Here is a 16,907-nt window from a genome sequence, read left to right on the forward strand (position 1 = left end):
CCTACGAACGTAGAGGTAGGGTCTTCTGACGCAGGATGTAGATCGTCACCAGCACCGCACTGGTCAACATGAACCCGCGTGCCCAGGGCAATGGCACCAGGTAGCAGGACAGGCCGATGCTCAGCCACATCAGGCCGATGGCGTACACCTTGCCTTTTAATGGAATGCCGTTGCCGTCCAGGTAGTCGCGAATCCACGGACCAAGGCGCGGGTGATTCACCAGCCAGTCATAGAAACGCGGGGAGCTGCGGGCAAAGCAGCCGGCAGCCAGGAGCAGGAAGGGGGTGGTCGGCAAGACCGGCAGGAAGATCCCGATCACCCCGAGTGCGACACTCAACCAGCCAATGGCCAGCAGCACGTAGTGCACAATCGGGGAGCGGTTGCCCATGGGCGCCACGGGCGGGGTACTCAGTGGTGGCGAGGCTTGAGGATCGCCGGTTTTTCGTCGGGGGCGTTGCACAGCAGGTACAGGGCGGTCAGTGCTTCCGGGATCTGTACGATCATGTCGTCCATCAGGTTGGCGTCGCTGGCGATATCGGCGAACTCAGGCTGGTCGTCGAACAGGCCGGAACCGACCATGATCGGCAGCAGCATTTCGCTGACTTCTTCCTCGGCGGTTTCGAACCAGGCCGCTTCACGCAGGAACACACCTTCCATGAAGCCAATGCACCAGCCGCGCAGGTCGGAGTCGTCGGGCTCTTCGCCGAGGTCGAGGTCGCAGGGCAGCTCGAACTCCTCATCGGACGCCAATTGGCGTGAGATGTGCGCCTTGAGCTGGAGCAGGGTTTCTTCGATCTCGGTGCGCTGGGCCTCATCCTTGTAGTGCGGCTCTTCGGCGAACAGGGCATCGATCCATTCACGATCAGGCACCGGTTCGGAGCAGATCGACAGCGCAGTCAGGTAGCCGTGGGCGGCCACGTAGTCCAGCGCCTCGTCATGCAGCTCATCGGCATCGAGGAAGGCTTGCAGGCGGTTTAGTTGCTCAGCGAAGGACATTGAAAGACTACCTTGGGAATAAACGATGCTGAATTCTAGGCCTTCTTGAGCGTGCAGGCCAGCCGCACGGCATATTTGCAAGGTTTTCAGATGGGCCGCTATTCGTCAGTGGCGCCCTTTGCCGGGGAGCGCTCGGGTATACTGCCGCGTTTTGTGATGCCCCTGCAGGCCGGATGCGGTTGCGGGAAAAGTTCGCTTACGGATTATTTCCCGGCCAGGCGCGCTTTTTCAGCCAGCCTGTACAGAGGGATTTCGGTGGAATTTGGAGTTTTTCATGCTTGAACAGGCTCAACGCGTCCTCAAGGACATCTTCGGCTACGACAGCTTTCGTGGCCGCCAGGGTGCGATCATTGAGCGCGTGGCCAGCGGCGGTGATGCGCTGGTCCTGATGCCTACCGGTGGCGGCAAGTCGTTGTGCTTCCAGGTGCCGGCATTGTTGCGTGAAGGTCTGGCGGTAGTGGTCTCGCCGTTGATCGCGCTGATGGACGATCAAGTGGCCACCCTGGAAGAGTTGGGCGTCGCCGCCGCCGCGTTGAACTCTACCCTGAGTGCCGAACAGCAACGCGACCTGGCGGCGCGGATCCGCCGTGGCGAAGTGAAGATGCTCTACCTGGCGCCCGAGCGTCTGGTCCAGCCACGGATGCTGGCGTTCCTGCAGAGCCTGGAGATCTCCCTGTTCGCCATCGATGAGGCCCACTGTGTATCCCAGTGGGGCCACGATTTCCGCCGTGAATACCTGCAATTGGGGCAACTGGCCGAACTGTTCCCCAATGTGCCGCGCATCGCCCTGACGGCCACGGCCGACAAGCGCACCCGCGAGGAAATCGTCGAGCGCCTGCACCTGCAGAACGCCGAGCGTTTTCTCTCCAGCTTCGACCGTCCCAACATCTTTTACCGCATCGTGCCCAAGGAACAGCCGCGCAAGCAGTTGCTGGCGTTCCTCTCCGAGCGGCGCAGCGATGCCGGGATCGTCTACTGCCTGTCGCGCAAGAAGGTCGATGAAGTGGCGGCGTTCCTGTGTGAGCAGGGTTATCCCGCGCTGCCTTACCATGCCGGCCTGCCCAACGAGTTGCGGGCCTATCACCAGAAGCGCTTCCTTAACGAGGAAGGCCTGATCATGGTGGCGACCATTGCGTTTGGCATGGGCATCGACAAATCCAACGTGCGCTTCGTGGCCCATATGGACCTGCCAAAGTCCCTTGAGGCGTACTACCAGGAAACCGGGCGTGCCGGTCGCGATGGCCTGCCGGCGGATGCCTGGATGGTCTACGGCCTGCAGGATGTGGTGATGCTCAAGCAGATGCTGCAAAACTCCGAAGGCGATGAGCGCCACAAGCGCCTGGAGCAGCACAAGCTAGACGCCATGCTGTCGCTGTGCGAAGAAACCCGCTGCCGTCGCCAGACCTTGCTCGCCTATTTCGACGAAGACATGCCCCAGCCTTGTGGGCATTGCGACAACTGTGTGGACGGCGTGCAGACCTGGGACGCTACCGAGCCGGCGCGCCAAGGCTTGTCGGCGATCTTCCGGACCGGCCAGCGTTATGGCGTCGGCCATCTGGTGGATGTACTGCTGGGCAAGGACAACGAAAAAATCCGCAGCTTTGGCCATCAGCACCTATCGGTGTACGGCGTAGGCAAGGCGCGGGCTGAAGGCGAATGGCGCTCGCTGTTCCGCCAGATGGTGGCACGCGGCCTGGTGGATATCGACCTGGAAGGCTACGGCGGCCTGCGCCTGAACGATAGCTGCCGGCCACTGCTCAAGGGCGAGGTCAGCCTGGAGCTGCGCCGCGACCTCAAGCCGCAGACCACTGCCAAATCCAGCAGTACCAGCCAGGCCAGCCAATTGGTGCGGGGCGAAGAGCGCGAACAGTGGGAAGCCCTGCGTGCCTTGCGCCGCAAGCTGGCGCAAGAGCACAGCGTGCCGCCCTACGTCATCTTCCCCGACTCCACGTTGCTGGAAATGTTGCGCGAGCAACCGACCACCATGGCCGAAATGGCCCGGGTCAGTGGCGTCGGCGCGCGCAAGCTTGAGCGTTATGGCCAGGCCTTCCTGGAGGTCCTTGGTGGCCAGACCGAGGCACCCAAGGAAATCGCCGATATCCGCCACGAACTGATCAGCCTGGCCCGCGCCGGCATGACCCCGATCCAGATCGCCGGGCAGTTGCAGTGCTCGGAAAAAAACGTCTACACCTTGCTGGCCGAGTCCATTGGCAAACAGCAATTGTCCCTGGAGCAGGCCCTGGATCTGCCGGAAGATTTGCTGGGTGAAATCCAGGATGCGTTTCTCGACGGCGAGGGCGAGTTGCCACCGGTGTCCGACATCGCGCCGCTGTTCACCGGGCGGGTGCCGGAGGGTGTTTTGTACTGTGTGCGGGCCGCTTTGCAGTCGGAATTCGAGATTTGATGCGCCAATTACGACAATGTAACGAATCAGTACATTGCAAGCCTTGCCTACTGTCATAGGTCATGCTTAGCTGACTAATAATTAGCCACACTTTATTTTCAGTCTAATCCATGAGTTTTTTATGCCGTTAACCGATCAACACCGTTTTGGCATGCAGTTGGCGCAAATGTCCCGTGGCTGGCGCGCCGAACTGGATCGCCGCCTGGCTGGGCTGGGGTTGTCCCAGGCGCGCTGGCTGGTGCTGCTGCATCTGGCCCGCTTTGAAGAAGCACCGACCCAGCGTGAGCTGGCCCAGAGTGTCGGGGTGGAAGGGCCTACATTGGCGCGCCTGCTCGACAGCCTGGAGAGCCAGGGCCTGGTGCAACGCCAGGCTGTGTTGGAAGACCGGCGAGCCAAGCGCATTGTGTTGTGTGATCCAGCAAGGCCGTTGATCGATCAAATCGAGACCATTGCCACGGCTTTGCGCCAGGAGCTGTTTGTGGGGGTCGATGAAGAAGAGATGCGGGTGTGCATGCGTGTGCATGGGCATATTCTGGCGAACCTGGAAAAGACCTGATCCGATTACGCCGCTGATCAAAATGTGGGAGCGGGCTTGCTCGCGAAAGAGGTGTGTCAGCCAATGTATCCGGTGACTGAACCACTGCTTTCGCGAGCAAGCCCGCTCCCACACAAGCCTGCTCCACCTCGGCTAAGCGTCGTTGTTAGAACGTCTGCCCAAGATTCAGATACACCGCCTTCTGATTGTCATCATTAAACCCATAGCTGAAGTTCAACGGCCCCAGCGGTGTATCAAACCCGAGGAAGATGCTCGCGGCATTGATATAGCCACTGTCGAACTCATTGTCGTTGTTCCACGCTCGCCCGCGTTCCAGGGAGGCGCCCAGGTACAGCGGGAAGTCCAACGGCAAGTAGGAGCGTGGGGTCAGGCGGCGGTAGTAGACCGCGCGCATCAGGCTGACGTTCTGCCCGGAAATCGCATCCTGGCGGAACCCTGACAGCTGCCGCGCACCGCCCAGCAGGAAGCTGGAAATCACCACGTCGGAATCATCCAGGGTGCGCCCGTAGCGCCCGCCCAGTACCAGGGTGTCCGGGCCATGGCTCATGGCCTTGTCCAGCTTGAACTCCCATTGCCGGTAGCGCTGGTCGGAGCCCAGGCCCGGTTCGAATTCGCGGTAGGCCAGGCCAATATCTTCACCGGTATGGGGGAAGTACACGTTGTCCAGGGAGTCGAAGGAGTACTTCAGTTCATAGAAGCCCTCGTTGAAGCTCACGCTGGGCAAGTCGCGGTCGCCGATGCGCACATCGGCCTTGCCCCAGGCTTCGCCGACGCCGAAGCGGATTTCGCCGCTGTTGCCGATCTGCCGGCCAACGTTCAGGCCAAACCCATAGCGCTCCAGACGGTATTCGGAGATCGGGTCGTTATCCAGGATCAGTTCGACGTTCTGCGCCTGCGCGCTGATATAGGGTGCGACGAAGTAACGTGAGCCGGTATCCATCGGCTGGTAGAACTCACTGTACAGCTCCTGCCGATCGCCGATCTGCACCCTGGTGAGCCATTCGGCGCCAAGGCGGTTGATGCCGTTGACGCGGTAGCTGGCGCCGAGGTTGAACGCGCTGTCGCCGCGCATGTCATCGGACAGGTTGAGCCCCAGGCGCAGGTAGTCGGTGCCGCTGCGTTTGCCGCGCGCGCTGATGACCAGGGTGTTGTCCGGGCCTTTTTTCACCACGCGGTATTGCACCTGCTCGAAGTAATCCAGGCCGTATAGGGTGCCCATGTCCGATTGCAGGCGGGCCAGGTTCAGCGGCTCGCCAATAGGTTGGCGGATGTAGTAGCGGATCACGTCGTCGCCGACTTTCGAGTCGTTCTCCACCTTGATCGCGGTAATCGTCGGGTTGCGCTGGCCTGGGGTGCGGGCGGCGGTCAGTTCGGCGTCCACCGACCCGGTTGGGCGCAGGCGTGCCAGGCGGGTATCCAGGGCCCTGGTGGCGCGGTAGCCAGCGTCGATCATGTCCTTGGCGCGGCCAAAATCGGTCACGCCATATGCGGCCAAGGGTGGCTGGATCAGCACGTCGCCTGGGTGCAGGGCCTTGAGTTGTTCCTCGGAGTTGCGGCGGGTCATCAGGGTGATGGACTGGTTGAGCACATCCACCACCGTCGCCAGTTGCTTGCGGTTGCGCAACGGCGTGCCGATATCCACCACGATGGCGATATCGACTCCCATCTCCCGCGCCACATCCAGGGGGATGTTATCGGTCATGCCGCCATCCACCAGCAGCCGGCCGTCCAGTTCCACCGGGGCGAACACTGCGGGGATCGACATGCTGGCGCGAATCACTTGAGGCAGATGGCCCTTGCGAAACACCACTTTCTCGCCGCTGGTGATGTCGGTGGCCACCGCGCGAAAGGGAATCGGCAGCTTGTCGAAGTCGCGGGTATTGCTGCTGTGGGCGAACATGCTCTCCAGCAGCAGCGCCAGGTTCTGGCCTTGGATCACGCCCAGGGGCAGGCCCAGGCTGCCGTCGTCGCGAAAGCTCAGTTTCTGCTTGATCAGGAAGTCCCGGTCATCCTGCTTGCGCCGGAACGGCACGTCTTCCCTGGGCGGGGCGTCGGACAGCGCTAATTGCCAGTCGATGCTCAGTGCCAGTTTTTCCAGTTCGTCGATCTTGTAGCCCGACGCGTACAGCCCGCCAATCACCGCGCCCATGCTGGTGCCGGCAATCGCATCGATGTGGATGCCTTGCTCTTCGAGGGCCTTGAGCACGCCGATGTGCGCCAGGCCACGGGCGGCGCCGCCGGAAAGCACCAGGCCGATTTTCGGGCGTGGGGTTTCAACGGCTTGGGCAAGGACAGGGAGCAGGCACAGCAGCAGGCAGGACAACAGGCGGCGCATCATCAATCTCGGGGCTGGGCGGCAAAGGCCGGTATTATAGCCATCCGATCCACCTGTCTCGTCATCTCAGGAGTTCTTCATTTTATGTCCGCATCCAAGCCCGAGATTGTCATCACCTATTGCACCCAATGTCAGTGGCTGCTGCGCGCCGCGTGGCTGGCCCAGGAACTGCTGAGCACCTTTGCCGACGACCTCGGCAAAGTCGCCCTGGAGCCGGCGACCGGCGGGGCGTTTCGCATCACCTGCGACGGCGTACAGATCTGGGAGCGCAAGGCCGATGGCGGTTTCCCCGAGGCCAAGGTGCTCAAGCAGCGGGTGCGCGACCAGATCGCCCCAGAACGGGACCTGGGGCACAACGACCGGACTTCGTAGGCAACACTGCCGGCGCATGGCCGGCAGTGTGGGGTGGTTTATTTGGCGGCCATTTTATTCTTGATCCAGCCGACGACAAACGTCAGCACCAGGCCGCCGACACCGCCGCCGACGATATTGCTGCCCACGGCGGCAACATCCAGCGCGCCACCCGCTGGCATGCCGGCGATCGCCGCGACGATCTGCCCCAGCACCAGGCCGCCGACGCCACCGACCACCGTATTGAGCCCGGAGCCCAGGCCTTGCTTGCTCAGGCCGGCAATGTTGCCGCCGACTGCGCCACTGATGATCTGAATGATCAGGGGGATGAACATGTCCATGGTGAAACTCCTGCATAGCATTAAGGGAGCGACCACTCGCATGCAGCAACTTCAAGGACCACGGCTGTCGTCGAGGAGTCTGTATCCGTTGAACGACAGCTGACTGTTGCGGATAGGAAAAGTATAGATCAGGCCATGGCCGGCGGCTGTTTGGCCTTGGCCGGGCGGCTCATCAAGCCCGAGACGACGATGGCGGCAATGATCAGCGCGCCGCCCAGCAACATGCGCAGGGTCGGGGTTTCGCTGAACAGCAGCCAGGCTACGGTGATGCCATACACCGGCTCCATGGCGAACACCACCGCGGCGGTGCGCGCCTTGAGCACCTTGAGGCTGGCGACAAACAAACTGTGGGCCAGGCCGGTACAAAACACCCCCAGCAGACCGATCCACAACCAGTCCAGGGCACGTACCTCGCCAAGGCCTGGAGCGGCGACGGGCAGCAGGCACACGGCGACCACTACGTTTTGGCACAGGGCTGCCTGCACCGGGGGAATGCTGGCGCTGGCGCGGTTGTTCAACGAGAGCAGCGAGAACAGCAGGCCCGAGACCACGGCCCAGACCAGGCCGCTGGTGGCTTGGCTGGCCAGGTCGAAGTCCGGGGTGACCAGCACCAGGCCGACGCTGACCAGTACCACCAGTACCATTTCATTGGCGCGGATCCGCTCGCGGAAGATCAGGCCTTCAAGGATCACCGTGAACGCCGGGAACGTGGCGAACCCCAGCGTCGCAATCGCCACCCCCGCCACTTTTACCGCGATGAAGAAACTCACCCAGTGCCCGGCCAGCAGCAGGCCGCTGAGCAGCAGGCGCCGCAGGTCAGCGCTGTAGAGTTTTTGCCACGGTGTGCTGCTGGCAAAACGCGCGAACAGCATCAGGGCCAGCACCGCGAAAGCGGCACGGCCAAACACAATAATGCTCGGCGAGGCGGCGGCGAGTTTGCCGAAGACGCCAGTAAGGCCAAACATCAGTGCACCGATGTGCAGGGCGCCGAGGGCAGTGCGCGGGGTCATGACAATCCTTAAAGCAGTGGGCAGGCAGGCATCCAGTCTAGAGCGCCTGGCGCCTGGGTGTCTGTCGTGGGAATCGCCGGTTTTATCGCAGGACTAGCGCCGGTTGTCGAGCCGGCGCAGGGCCCCGGGCGAGCTGCCGAACGCGCGCAACATCGCTGCGGCAAACGCACTTTGCGAACCGTAGCCAACCCGCGCGGCGATCTCGCCAATCGGCAGGTGGCTGTCGCGCAGCAAGCCACGGGCCATGTGCAGGCGGCGGTTGCGGATGTAGTCCATGGGGGTCAGCCCGCATTCGGCGATAAAGCGTGCGTGCAGGCGGGCGACGGACATATCCGCCAGCCGCGCCAGATCCGCGACCTGCAGCGGGTAGGCCGCATGCTGGTCGATATGGGCGTTGAATGCGCCATAGGGCAGGCGTCGCGCGCCGGCTTGAGCCTGCGGCTGGCCATTGAGCGTAGCCAATAACAGCACCGCGCCTTGCTGGGCGATCAGTGGGTCATCCAGGGCGCCGCTCGCCAGCCAGTTGACCAATTGACCCTGGCGGGCATCCAGGGTCACCCGGGCCGGTTGGTCGAGCAGGCGGCGACTGGCATCCGCGTGCTCGCCCAAAGATTGCACCATCCACTGTTCGTCGGGCACATCCAGCACCAGGCATTGGCTGCCCCGGGGGCTGCCACAGCTGTGGTGGGTGGAGAAGGGCAGGACCATCACCCCTTGTGGGCAAATCTCGCCGCCCATGCCTTCGACCTCGAAATCCAGGCGGCCGGCCAGGCCGAACACCAGTTGCGCGTGGTCATGGCTATGGGCAATCAGGTCATGGGTGTAATGGCGCAGCGTGAGGGTCGGTCTCATCGCAATCTCCCGGGCAGGCCGGCAGTTTACACCGCCCGACGGGCGGCGGGCGCTGTCATCTGACTGACGCAAGACTGTCATGGGCTATTAATTGCCCGGGAGCAAGCTGGCGAAAACACCCTCGAGGTATGCCATGACCAGCGCCGAGCTCGCCAAACCCAGCCGCAAGCAACGGGTTCGTACCCTGTGGATCTCCGACGTGCACCTAGGCACCCGGGACTGCCAGGCGGAACATCTGTCGCAGTTCCTCAAGGGCTACCATGCCGACAAGGTGTACCTGGTGGGCGATATCATCGACGGCTGGAAAATGCGCGGCGGCATGTATTGGCCCCAGGCCCATACGAACGTGATCCGCCGCCTGCTGACCATGAGCAAGCGCGGCACCGAGGTGATCTACGTCACTGGCAACCACGACGAGTTCCTGCGCCGCTATTCAAAGCTGATCCTGGGCAATATCCAACTGGTGGACGAAGCGGTGCATGTGACCGCCGATGGCCGGCATTTGCTGGTGATCCACGGCGACCAGTTCGACGTGATCACCCGCTACCACCGCTGGCTGGCGTTTCTTGGCGATTCGGCCTACGAATTCACCCTGACCCTCAACCGCTGGTTGAACCACTGGCGGGCGCGTTATGGATATGGCTACTGGTCGCTGTCGGCGTACCTCAAGCACAAGGTGAAGACAGCGGTGAGCTTTATCAGCGATTTCGAGGAAGCCATCGCCCACGAAGTGACCAAGCGCGAGTTGCACGGCGTAGTGTGCGGGCATATCCACCATGCGGAGATTCGCAAAGTGGGCGAGGTGGACTACCTCAATTGTGGGGATTGGGTGGAGTCGTGCACGGCATTGATCGAGCACTGGGATGGGCATATCGAGTTGTATCGGTTGGCGGATGCCCAGGCCAGGGAGGCGCAGGTCAAGGCCGAGATGGTTGCGGGCTGAAGATCGCCTCGGTCAAAAATGTGGGAGCGGGCTTGCTCGCGAATGCGGTGTATCAGTCAACATATCCATCACTGACCCACCGCATTCGCGAGCAAGCCCGCTCCCACATTTGATTCGGTTTCGTCAGTTGCGGCACACGTCTGCAATGGCTTCGGCCAACAGCCCCAGCCGCGTCTCATCAATCCCCGCCACGTTGGCGCGCCCGGAACTGACCATGTACACGCTGTGTTTTTCCCGCAGCTGTTTCACCTGCTCGGCACTCAGGCCGGTGTAGGAAAACATCCCGCGCTGCACGCCGACATGGGCAAAGCGCTCAGACAACCCGTGGGGCGCCAGCGCTTCGACCAGGCCCGAACGCAATTGCGCGATACGCGAGCGCATGCCTTCGACTTCGCTGCTCCACAGCTGCTTGAGCGCACTGTCACCGAGGATAGTCGCGACCACGGCGGCCCCGTGATCCGGTGGTGTCGACCACAGGTTGCGCGCGATAAACGCCAGTTGGCTGCGCACATCCAACAGTTTCTCGGCATCGTTGGCACACACGATCAGCGCGCCGACGCGGTCGCTGTACAAGCCGAAATTCTTCGAGCAGGAGCTGGTGATCAGCACCTCAGGCAGTTCATCGGCAAACAGGCGTACCGCCCATGCGTCCTGCTCCAGACCATCGCCAAAGCCCTGGTAGGCGAAGTCGATCAGCGGCAGCAACTGGCGCTCGCGCACGATCTGCAGCACCTGGCGCCAGTCGTCCTGGGACAGGTCGAAACCGGTGGGGTTGTGGCAGCAGGCGTGCAGCAGCACCACGTCGCCCTCGGGCACGGTGGCCAGGGTGGCGAGCATGGCCGGCACGTCCAGGCGGTTATCACTGCCCACATAGGGGTAGTGGCTGACCTTGAGCCCTGCCTTGGCGAAGATGGTTTCGTGGATCGGCCACGTCGGGTTGCTCAACCACACGCCACGGCCTGGCAGGCTGTGGGCGATGAAGTCGGCGCTCAGGCGCAGGGCGCCGGTGCCACCCGGGGTTTGCGTGGCGCCGGCGCGTTGTGCCTTGAGCAGCGCGGAACCTGCGCCCAGCACTAATTCGCTGATCAGGCGGCCGAAAGCCGGGTCGCCATGCCCGCCGATGTAAGTCTTGGTGGTTTGCTGCTCGACCAGGCGCTGCTCGGCGCGTTTTACCGCCTGCAGGACCGGGGTCAGGCCCTGGGCATCCTTATATACGCCCACGCCGAGGTCGAATTTTTGCGGGTTGGCGTCCTTGGCATAGGACTCCATCAGCCCCAGGATCGGATCACCAGGCACCCGGCCAATCGCGGCGAAATGCATCACTTGCGGCCCTCGGCGTCCTTGGCCACTTCGTCGGTGCGCGCGGCCATGATGAAGTCGTTGCGGTGCAGGCCCTTGATCGAGTGGCTCCACCAGGTCACGGTGACTTTGCCCCATTCGGTCAGCAGGCCTGGGTGATGGCCTTCAGCCTCGGAGATTTCGCCCATGGCGTTGGTAAAGGCCAGGGCGAATTTGAAGTTCTTGAACAGGAATACTTTTTCCAGCTGCATCACGCCGTCGCGCACTTCGATGTTCCAGTCGGGGATCTGCTTGATCAGCACCGGCAGTTCTTCGTCGCTGACTTGCGGGGCGTCGGCGCGGCAGGCTTCGCAATGGGCTTGGTTCAAGGTGGTCATAAAGGTGTTCCTGAAATCGAGTATGTGGAATTCGGTTGCCAGTCGCGTCACCCTAAAGCAACGCGCGGCCAGGGAACAGGCTCACCTGGCCTTTAAAGCATCAGTTCAAGCCGCCTTGGGCTTGGGTGGGAACAGCGGCGCGTGCAGACCCAGCTGCATGCCGCGCTCGACCATGCCCATGATGTCTTCCTGCGCCACTTCGAACAGGCGCTTGAGGTTGGGCAGGGCGAAATACAGCGGCTGCAGGATGTCGATGCGATAGGGCGTGCGCATGGCTTCCAGAGGGTCGAAGGCTTGGTGCTTGGGCTCATCCGAGAGGCAGTACACCGTCTCCTTGGGCGACGACAGGATGCCGCCACCATAGATGCGCCGGCCTTCGGGGGTGTCCACCAGGCCGAACTCGATGGTCATCCAGTACAGGCGCGCCAGGTACACCCGTTGCTCCTTGGTGGCTGCGAGGCCGAGCTTGCCGTAGGTGTGGGTGAATTCGGCGAACCAGGGGTTGGTCAGCAGCGGGCAGTGTCCGAAAATCTCGTGGAAAATATCGGGCTCTTGCAGGTAATCCAGCTCTTCGCGGGTACGAATAAAGGTCGCCACCGGAAACTGCTTGTTGGCGAGCAATTCAAAGAAGGTCTGGAAGGGGATCAGCGCCGGGACCCGCGCCACTTGCCAGCCAGTGGTTTCGGCCAGCACTTTGTTGATTTCGGCGAGTTGCGGAATACGGTCATGGGGCAGGCCGAGCTTGTCGATGCCGTCCAGGTATTCCTGGCAGGCGCGACCCTCGATCACTTTCAATTGGCGAGTGATCAGGGTGTTCCACACCGCATGCTCTTCGGGCGGGTAGTGGATAAAACCTTGCGCATCGGGCTCGCGGGCCACGTAGTGCGTCTGCTTCATACGGCTCTCCTGCTAGGCATTCGTTCTTGTTATGTCCTGCTATGGGCTTATTGATACTCCGCCTGGCGGTGGATTCCACCTGCTGTTAAGGGAAGGCTGTAGGAAAATTCTACGTTTTTCGTAAAGTATTCGTTACGATTTTGCCGTTGCGCACGCCGCATTGCGTTTTGCTAGTTTGAAAAGCACGTTGGCTGTCACATAATCTTGACGACTATCTGCGTCCGGCGACAAAAAGACGCAGCCCGATCAACCCTCCTACAACAAACCGGGCCTTTACATGCGTATCAAAGTGCATTGCCAGAACCGCATTGGCATCCTGCGGGACATCCTCAACCTGCTGGTGGAGTACGGGGTCAACGTGGCCAAGGGCGAGGTCGGCGGCGAACATGGCAATGCCATCTACCTGTACTGCCCGAACCTGGTGAACATGCAGTTCCAGGCCCTGCGCCCGCAGTTCGAGGCGATTGCCGGAGTGTTTGGCGTCAAGCGGGTAGGGCTGATGCCCAGCGAGCGCCGGCACATGGAACTCAACGCCTTGCTGGGGGCGTTGGAATTCCCGGTGCTGTCCATCGACATGGGCGGCTCGATTGTCGCGGCCAACCGCGCGGCGGCGCAGCTGCTCGGGGTGCGCGTGGATGAGGTGCCGGGCATTCCCTTGTCGCGCTACGCCGAGGACTTCGACCTGCCGGAGCTGGTGCGTGCGAGCAAGTCGCGGATCAATGGCCTGCGGGTCAAGGTCAAGGGCGACGTGTTTCTTGCCGACATCGCCCCGCTGCAATCGTCCGAGCATGACGACAGCGAAGCCATGGCCGGCGCCGTGCTGACCTTGCACCGTGCCGACCGCGTCGGCGAGCGTATCTACAATGTGCGCAAGCAGGAGCTGCGGGGCTTTGACAGTATTTTCCAGAGCTCCAAAGTCATGGCCGCGGTGGTGCGTGAAGCCCGGCGCATGGCGCCCCTCGATGCGCCCCTATTAATAGAAGGCGAAACCGGCACCGGCAAGGAACTGCTGGCGCGCGCCTGTCACCTGGCCAGCCCGCGCGGGCAGTCACCGTTGATGGCGCTCAATTGCGCGGGGTTGCCGGAGTCGATGGCCGAGACCGAGCTGTTCGGCTACGGCCCTGGTGCGTTTGAAGGGGCGCGGGCGGAGGGCAAGCTGGGGCTGCTGGAGTTGACGGCGGGCGGTACGTTGTTTCTGGATGGCGTGGGCGAAATGAGCGCGCGGTTGCAGGTGAAGTTACTGCGCTTTCTGCAGGACGGTTGCTTCCGGCGCGTAGGCAGTGACGAAGAGGTTTATCTGGATGTGCGGGTGATCTGCGCGACCCAGGTGGATTTGTCAGAATTGTGTGCCCGAGGGGAGTTTCGCCAGGACCTGTATCACCGGCTCAATGTGTTGTCGCTGCATATCCCGCCGCTGCGCGAATGCCTCGACGGTTTACCGCCGCTGGTCGAGCACTTTATCGACCAGGCCAGCCGCCTGATCGGCTGTCCGCTGCCCAGGTTGGCGCCGGCGGCCATGGAGCGGCTCAGCCACTACCATTGGCCGGGCAATGTGCGGCAGTTGGAAAACGTGCTGTTCCAGGCGGTGTCGTTGTGCGAGGGCGGCACGATCAAGGCTGAGCATATTCGCTTGCCGGACTACGGCGTGCGTCAGCCGCTTGGCGACTTTTCCCTGGAGGGTGGCCTGGAAGAGATTGTCGGGCGGTTTGAAAAGGCGGTGTTGGAAAGCCTGTATGCAGAGCACCCCAGCAGTCGCTTGCTGGGTAAGCGCCTGGGCGTGTCCCACACCACCATCGCCAACAAATTGCGCGATTACGCAGTGCTCAAGGCCGACAAATAAACCCCTGACGCAACGGGATTAAAATGTGGGAGCGGCGGTGCGACGATTCGACTTGCTCGCGAAGGCGGTGGATCAGTCAATACAGGTACCGACTGATCCACCGCCTTCGCGAGCAAGTCGAATCGTCGCACCGCCGCTCCCACAATGGACCTGTGTCACTGCCAAGACCGGTGTTTGCCGCAACCGGCAGAACTCCGCCGTTTTTCCGACTCGTCCTGCCCCTGCAATAATCCTTGATACGCCCCAACCCCTTGCCCCACCTGCCTTTCCCTGACTTTTAAAAAGTTGGTGCGCAAATTGCTAAAGACTCCTCAGTACATCGGTGGGCGGCAAACGTCCGTCAGTAAGAGGAATGAGCGTGGACAAGTACCTTTATGTGGCAATGACCGGCGCCAGCCAGAATGCACTGGCGCAAAAGGCCCATGCCAACAACCTGGCGAACATTTCCACCAACGGTTTTCAGCGTGACCTGGAACAGGCCCGCTCGATGCCGGTGTTTGGTGACAGCTTTCCGGCGCGGGCGTTTGCCCTGACCGAGCGCCCCGGCACCGATTTTTCCCCTGGCTCGATGGTCGAGACCGGCCGTGACCTGGACGTTGCCGTCGGCGGTGACGGCTGGATCGCCGTGCAAACCCCCGATGGTGGCGAAGCCTACGTGCGTACCGCCAGCATGAATATCGACGCACTGGGCGTGCTGCGGGCCGGCAACGGTATGCCGATCATGGGCAATGGCGGGCCGATTTCGGTGCCGCCCGAGCAGAAGGTCGAAGTCGGCGAAGACGGCACCATCAGCATCCGCGCCATGGGCGAAGGCCCGCGGGTGATGGCTGAAGTGGACCGCATCAAGCTGGTCAAGCCGGACCTGGCCAACATGACCAAGGGCCTGGATGGCGCGATCCACACCAAGGACGGCCAGCCGGCGGTGGCCGATGCCAGCGTCAAGGTGAACTCGGGCTTCCTGCAGTCGAGCAACGTCAATGCCGTCGAAGAAATGACGGCGGTGCTGGCCCTGTCCAAGCAGTTCGAATTGCACGTGAAAATGATGAACAGCGCCAAAGAAGACGACCAGGCCATGACTCGCGTCATGCAGATGAGCTGATTGCAGCGCCACTGACTACTAATTTTGTAACGCGGCGCCAACAAACAGGCGCACGAAGGAGAACAGCATGCTTCCGGCTCTATGGGTTGCCAAAACCGGTCTGTCCGCCCAGGACACCAACCTGACCGTTATTTCCAACAACCTGGCGAACGTTTCGACCACGGGCTTTAAACGTGATCGCGCCGAGTTCCAGGACCTGCTCTATCAAATCAAGCGCCAGCCGGGTGCACAGTCGACCCAGGACAGCGAATTGCCTTCGGGCCTGCAAGTGGGTACCGGTGTGTCCATCGTCGGCACCCAGAAGAACTTCACCGCCGGCAACCTGCAACAGACCGGGCAGCCGCTGGACATGGCGATCAATGGCCGTGGCTTCTTCCAGATCCTGCAACCGGATGGCACTACGTCCTACACCCGTGACGGTACTTTCCACCTGGACTCTAACGGCCAGGTCGTGACCGCCAACGGTTTTGCCCTGGAGCCGGCGATTGTCGTGCCCAACGATGCCCAGACCTTCACGGTCGGTGCCGACGGCACCGTGTCCGTCACCATTGCCGGCAACCCGGCGTCGCAAGTGATCGGCAACCTGCAGACCGCCGACTTCATCAACCCGGCCGGCCTGCAAGCCACCGGTAACAACCTGTTCCTGGAAACCGCCGCCAGCGGCGCGCCGCAAGTCGGCACCCCGGGCCTCAACGGGTTTGGCACCACCCTGCAAAGCACCCTGGAAACCTCCAACGTCAGCACCGTGGAAGAGATGGTCAACATGATCACCACCCAGCGTGCCTACGAGATGAACTCCAAGGTGATCTCCACCGCCGACCAGATGCTTTCGTTCGTTACGCAGAATCTGTAATCCAGTCTATGGGGCGCTCATAAGGCGCCTGCAACACCGTGAGGGAAGGGTCATGAGTCGCTTTGTTTCTGTTCTGGCATTGAGTGGGATTGCCGTGCTCGCGGGCTGTGTCGCCCCGACGCCAAAACCCAATGACCCGTACTACGCGCCGGTGTTGCCGCGCACGCCGCTGCCAGCTGCCGCCAACAATGGCTCGATCTACCAGGCCGGTTTCGAACAGAACCTGTACAGCGACCGCAAGGCGTTCCGTGTGGGCGACATCATCACCATCACCCTGAACGAGCGCACCACGGCGAGCAAGAACGCCAACTCCCAGGTGGCCAAGAACAGCAAGACCGGCATCGGCCTGACCTCGCTGTTTGGCGGTGGCTTGAACACCAACAACCCCCTGGGCAGCGGTGACTTGAGCCTGGACGTGGGCTACAGCGGCGACCGTGCCACTAACGGCAGCAGCAAGGCCGGGCAGGGCAACAGCCTGGTGGGCTCGATCACGGTGACCGTGGCCGATGTGCTGCCCAACGGCATCATTGCCGTGCGCGGCGAGAAGTGGATGACCCTCAACACCGGTGACGAACTGGTGCGCATCGCCGGCATGGTGCGCGCGGACGATATCGCCACCGACAACACCGTGCCGTCCACACGGATTGCCGATGCGCGCATTACCTATTCGGGTACGGGTTCGTTTGCCGACGCCAGTCAGCCGGGTTGGTTCGACCGTTTCTTCCTTAGCCCGCTGTTCCCTTTCTAGGTGATC

17 protein-coding genes are annotated in these 16,907 nt (G+C 62.0%); 8 read left to right on the forward strand and 9 right to left on the reverse strand.

Annotated features, from left to right (window positions below):
- Position 1: 1 nt before the first annotated feature.
- Positions 2–388: a YbaN family protein gene (locus tag HBO12_RS15420; RefSeq protein ID WP_170042603.1), complete on the reverse strand. Its 387-nt coding sequence runs from the start codon at positions 386–388 to the stop codon at positions 2–4.
- A 20-nt stretch (positions 389–408) separates the two neighbouring features.
- Positions 409–996 carry a UPF0149 family protein gene (locus HBO12_RS15425; RefSeq protein WP_169955890.1) on the reverse strand — a complete coding sequence of 196 codons (588 nt, stop codon included), beginning with the start codon at positions 994–996 and terminating at the stop codon, positions 409–411.
- Between the two features lie 274 nt (positions 997–1,270).
- On the opposite strand from HBO12_RS15425, the gene recQ reads away from it, so the two are divergent.
- Both recQ and HBO12_RS15435 read left to right on the forward strand, forming a co-directional pair.
- The gene (gene recQ / locus HBO12_RS15430; RefSeq protein ID WP_169993290.1) at positions 1,271–3,400 is read left to right on the forward strand and encodes a DNA helicase RecQ; all 2,130 of its coding nucleotides are present in this window, start codon (positions 1,271–1,273) and stop codon (positions 3,398–3,400) included.
- Positions 3,401–3,521: 121 nt separating this feature from the next.
- The gene (locus HBO12_RS15435) at positions 3,522–3,956 is read left to right on the forward strand and encodes a MarR family transcriptional regulator (protein ID WP_169955894.1); all 435 of its coding nucleotides are present in this window, start codon (positions 3,522–3,524) and stop codon (positions 3,954–3,956) included.
- A 145-nt stretch (positions 3,957–4,101) separates the two neighbouring features.
- On the opposite strand, the gene HBO12_RS15440 is transcribed toward HBO12_RS15435, so the two are convergent.
- Positions 4,102–6,291 (reverse strand): patatin-like phospholipase family protein, encoded by a 2,190-nt coding sequence (locus HBO12_RS15440; RefSeq protein ID WP_170042604.1) that lies wholly within the window; start codon positions 6,289–6,291, stop codon positions 4,102–4,104.
- An 84-nt stretch (positions 6,292–6,375) separates the two neighbouring features.
- Between HBO12_RS15440 and HBO12_RS15445 the strand changes: the two genes are divergently transcribed.
- Positions 6,376–6,663, forward strand: a complete 288-nt coding sequence (locus HBO12_RS15445; protein WP_169955898.1) for an Rdx family protein — start codon at positions 6,376–6,378, stop codon at positions 6,661–6,663.
- Positions 6,664–6,701: 38 nt separating this feature from the next.
- Here HBO12_RS15445 and HBO12_RS15450 read toward each other — a convergent pair whose 3' ends face one another.
- The 3 genes from HBO12_RS15450 to HBO12_RS15460 form a co-directional block, all read right to left on the reverse strand.
- A complete protein-coding gene (locus HBO12_RS15450; RefSeq protein WP_170042605.1) occupies positions 6,702–6,983 on the reverse strand; it encodes a hypothetical protein in 282 nt (93 codons plus the stop codon).
- Between the two features lie 128 nt (positions 6,984–7,111).
- Complete coding sequence (locus HBO12_RS15455; protein WP_170042606.1) at positions 7,112–7,993, reverse strand: DMT family transporter; 882 nt, start codon at positions 7,991–7,993, stop codon at positions 7,112–7,114.
- A gap of 93 nt (positions 7,994–8,086) precedes the next feature.
- The gene (locus tag HBO12_RS15460) at positions 8,087–8,845 is read right to left on the reverse strand and encodes a helix-turn-helix transcriptional regulator (protein WP_170042607.1); all 759 of its coding nucleotides are present in this window, start codon (positions 8,843–8,845) and stop codon (positions 8,087–8,089) included.
- 133 nt (positions 8,846–8,978) lie between these two features.
- On the opposite strand from HBO12_RS15460, the gene HBO12_RS15465 reads away from it, so the two are divergent.
- Positions 8,979–9,788 (forward strand): UDP-2,3-diacylglucosamine diphosphatase, encoded by an 810-nt coding sequence (locus tag HBO12_RS15465; RefSeq protein ID WP_170042608.1) that lies wholly within the window; start codon positions 8,979–8,981, stop codon positions 9,786–9,788.
- Between the two features lie 123 nt (positions 9,789–9,911).
- On the opposite strand, the gene HBO12_RS15470 is transcribed toward HBO12_RS15465, so the two are convergent.
- From HBO12_RS15470 to phhA, 3 genes are all read right to left on the reverse strand, one after another.
- On the reverse strand, positions 9,912–11,111 hold the full coding sequence (locus HBO12_RS15470; RefSeq protein WP_170042609.1) for an aromatic amino acid transaminase: 1,200 nt from the start codon (positions 11,109–11,111) through the stop codon (positions 9,912–9,914).
- On the reverse strand, positions 11,108–11,464 hold the full coding sequence (locus HBO12_RS15475) for a 4a-hydroxytetrahydrobiopterin dehydratase (protein WP_017134918.1): 357 nt from the start codon (positions 11,462–11,464) through the stop codon (positions 11,108–11,110). Before HBO12_RS15475 ends, HBO12_RS15470 begins: the two co-directional genes overlap by 4 nt.
- Before the next feature lie 105 nt (positions 11,465–11,569).
- On the reverse strand, positions 11,570–12,361 hold the full coding sequence (phhA, locus tag HBO12_RS15480) for a phenylalanine 4-monooxygenase (protein WP_099168095.1): 792 nt from the start codon (positions 12,359–12,361) through the stop codon (positions 11,570–11,572).
- A 277-nt stretch (positions 12,362–12,638) separates the two neighbouring features.
- Between phhA and HBO12_RS15485 the strand changes: the two genes are divergently transcribed.
- The 4 genes from HBO12_RS15485 (at position 12,639) to flgH (ending at position 16,901) form a co-directional block, all read left to right on the forward strand.
- The gene (locus tag HBO12_RS15485; protein ID WP_170042610.1) at positions 12,639–14,201 is read left to right on the forward strand and encodes a sigma-54-dependent transcriptional regulator; all 1,563 of its coding nucleotides are present in this window, start codon (positions 12,639–12,641) and stop codon (positions 14,199–14,201) included.
- A gap of 358 nt (positions 14,202–14,559) precedes the next feature.
- Positions 14,560–15,300 (forward strand): flagellar basal body rod protein FlgF, encoded by a 741-nt coding sequence (locus HBO12_RS15490; protein ID WP_057438904.1) that lies wholly within the window; start codon positions 14,560–14,562, stop codon positions 15,298–15,300.
- Positions 15,301–15,367: 67 nt separating this feature from the next.
- Positions 15,368–16,153 carry a flagellar basal-body rod protein FlgG gene (gene flgG, locus HBO12_RS15495; protein WP_057958870.1) on the forward strand — a complete coding sequence of 262 codons (786 nt, stop codon included), beginning with the start codon at positions 15,368–15,370 and terminating at the stop codon, positions 16,151–16,153.
- Between the two features lie 52 nt (positions 16,154–16,205).
- Complete coding sequence (flgH, locus tag HBO12_RS15500) at positions 16,206–16,901, forward strand: flagellar basal body L-ring protein FlgH (RefSeq protein ID WP_032859002.1); 696 nt, start codon at positions 16,206–16,208, stop codon at positions 16,899–16,901.
- Positions 16,902–16,907 lie beyond the last annotated feature (6 nt).

The sequence above is a fragment of the Pseudomonas sp. WS 5059 genome, assembly GCF_012985525.1.
Lineage (GTDB): Bacteria > Pseudomonadota > Gammaproteobacteria > Pseudomonadales > Pseudomonadaceae > Aquipseudomonas.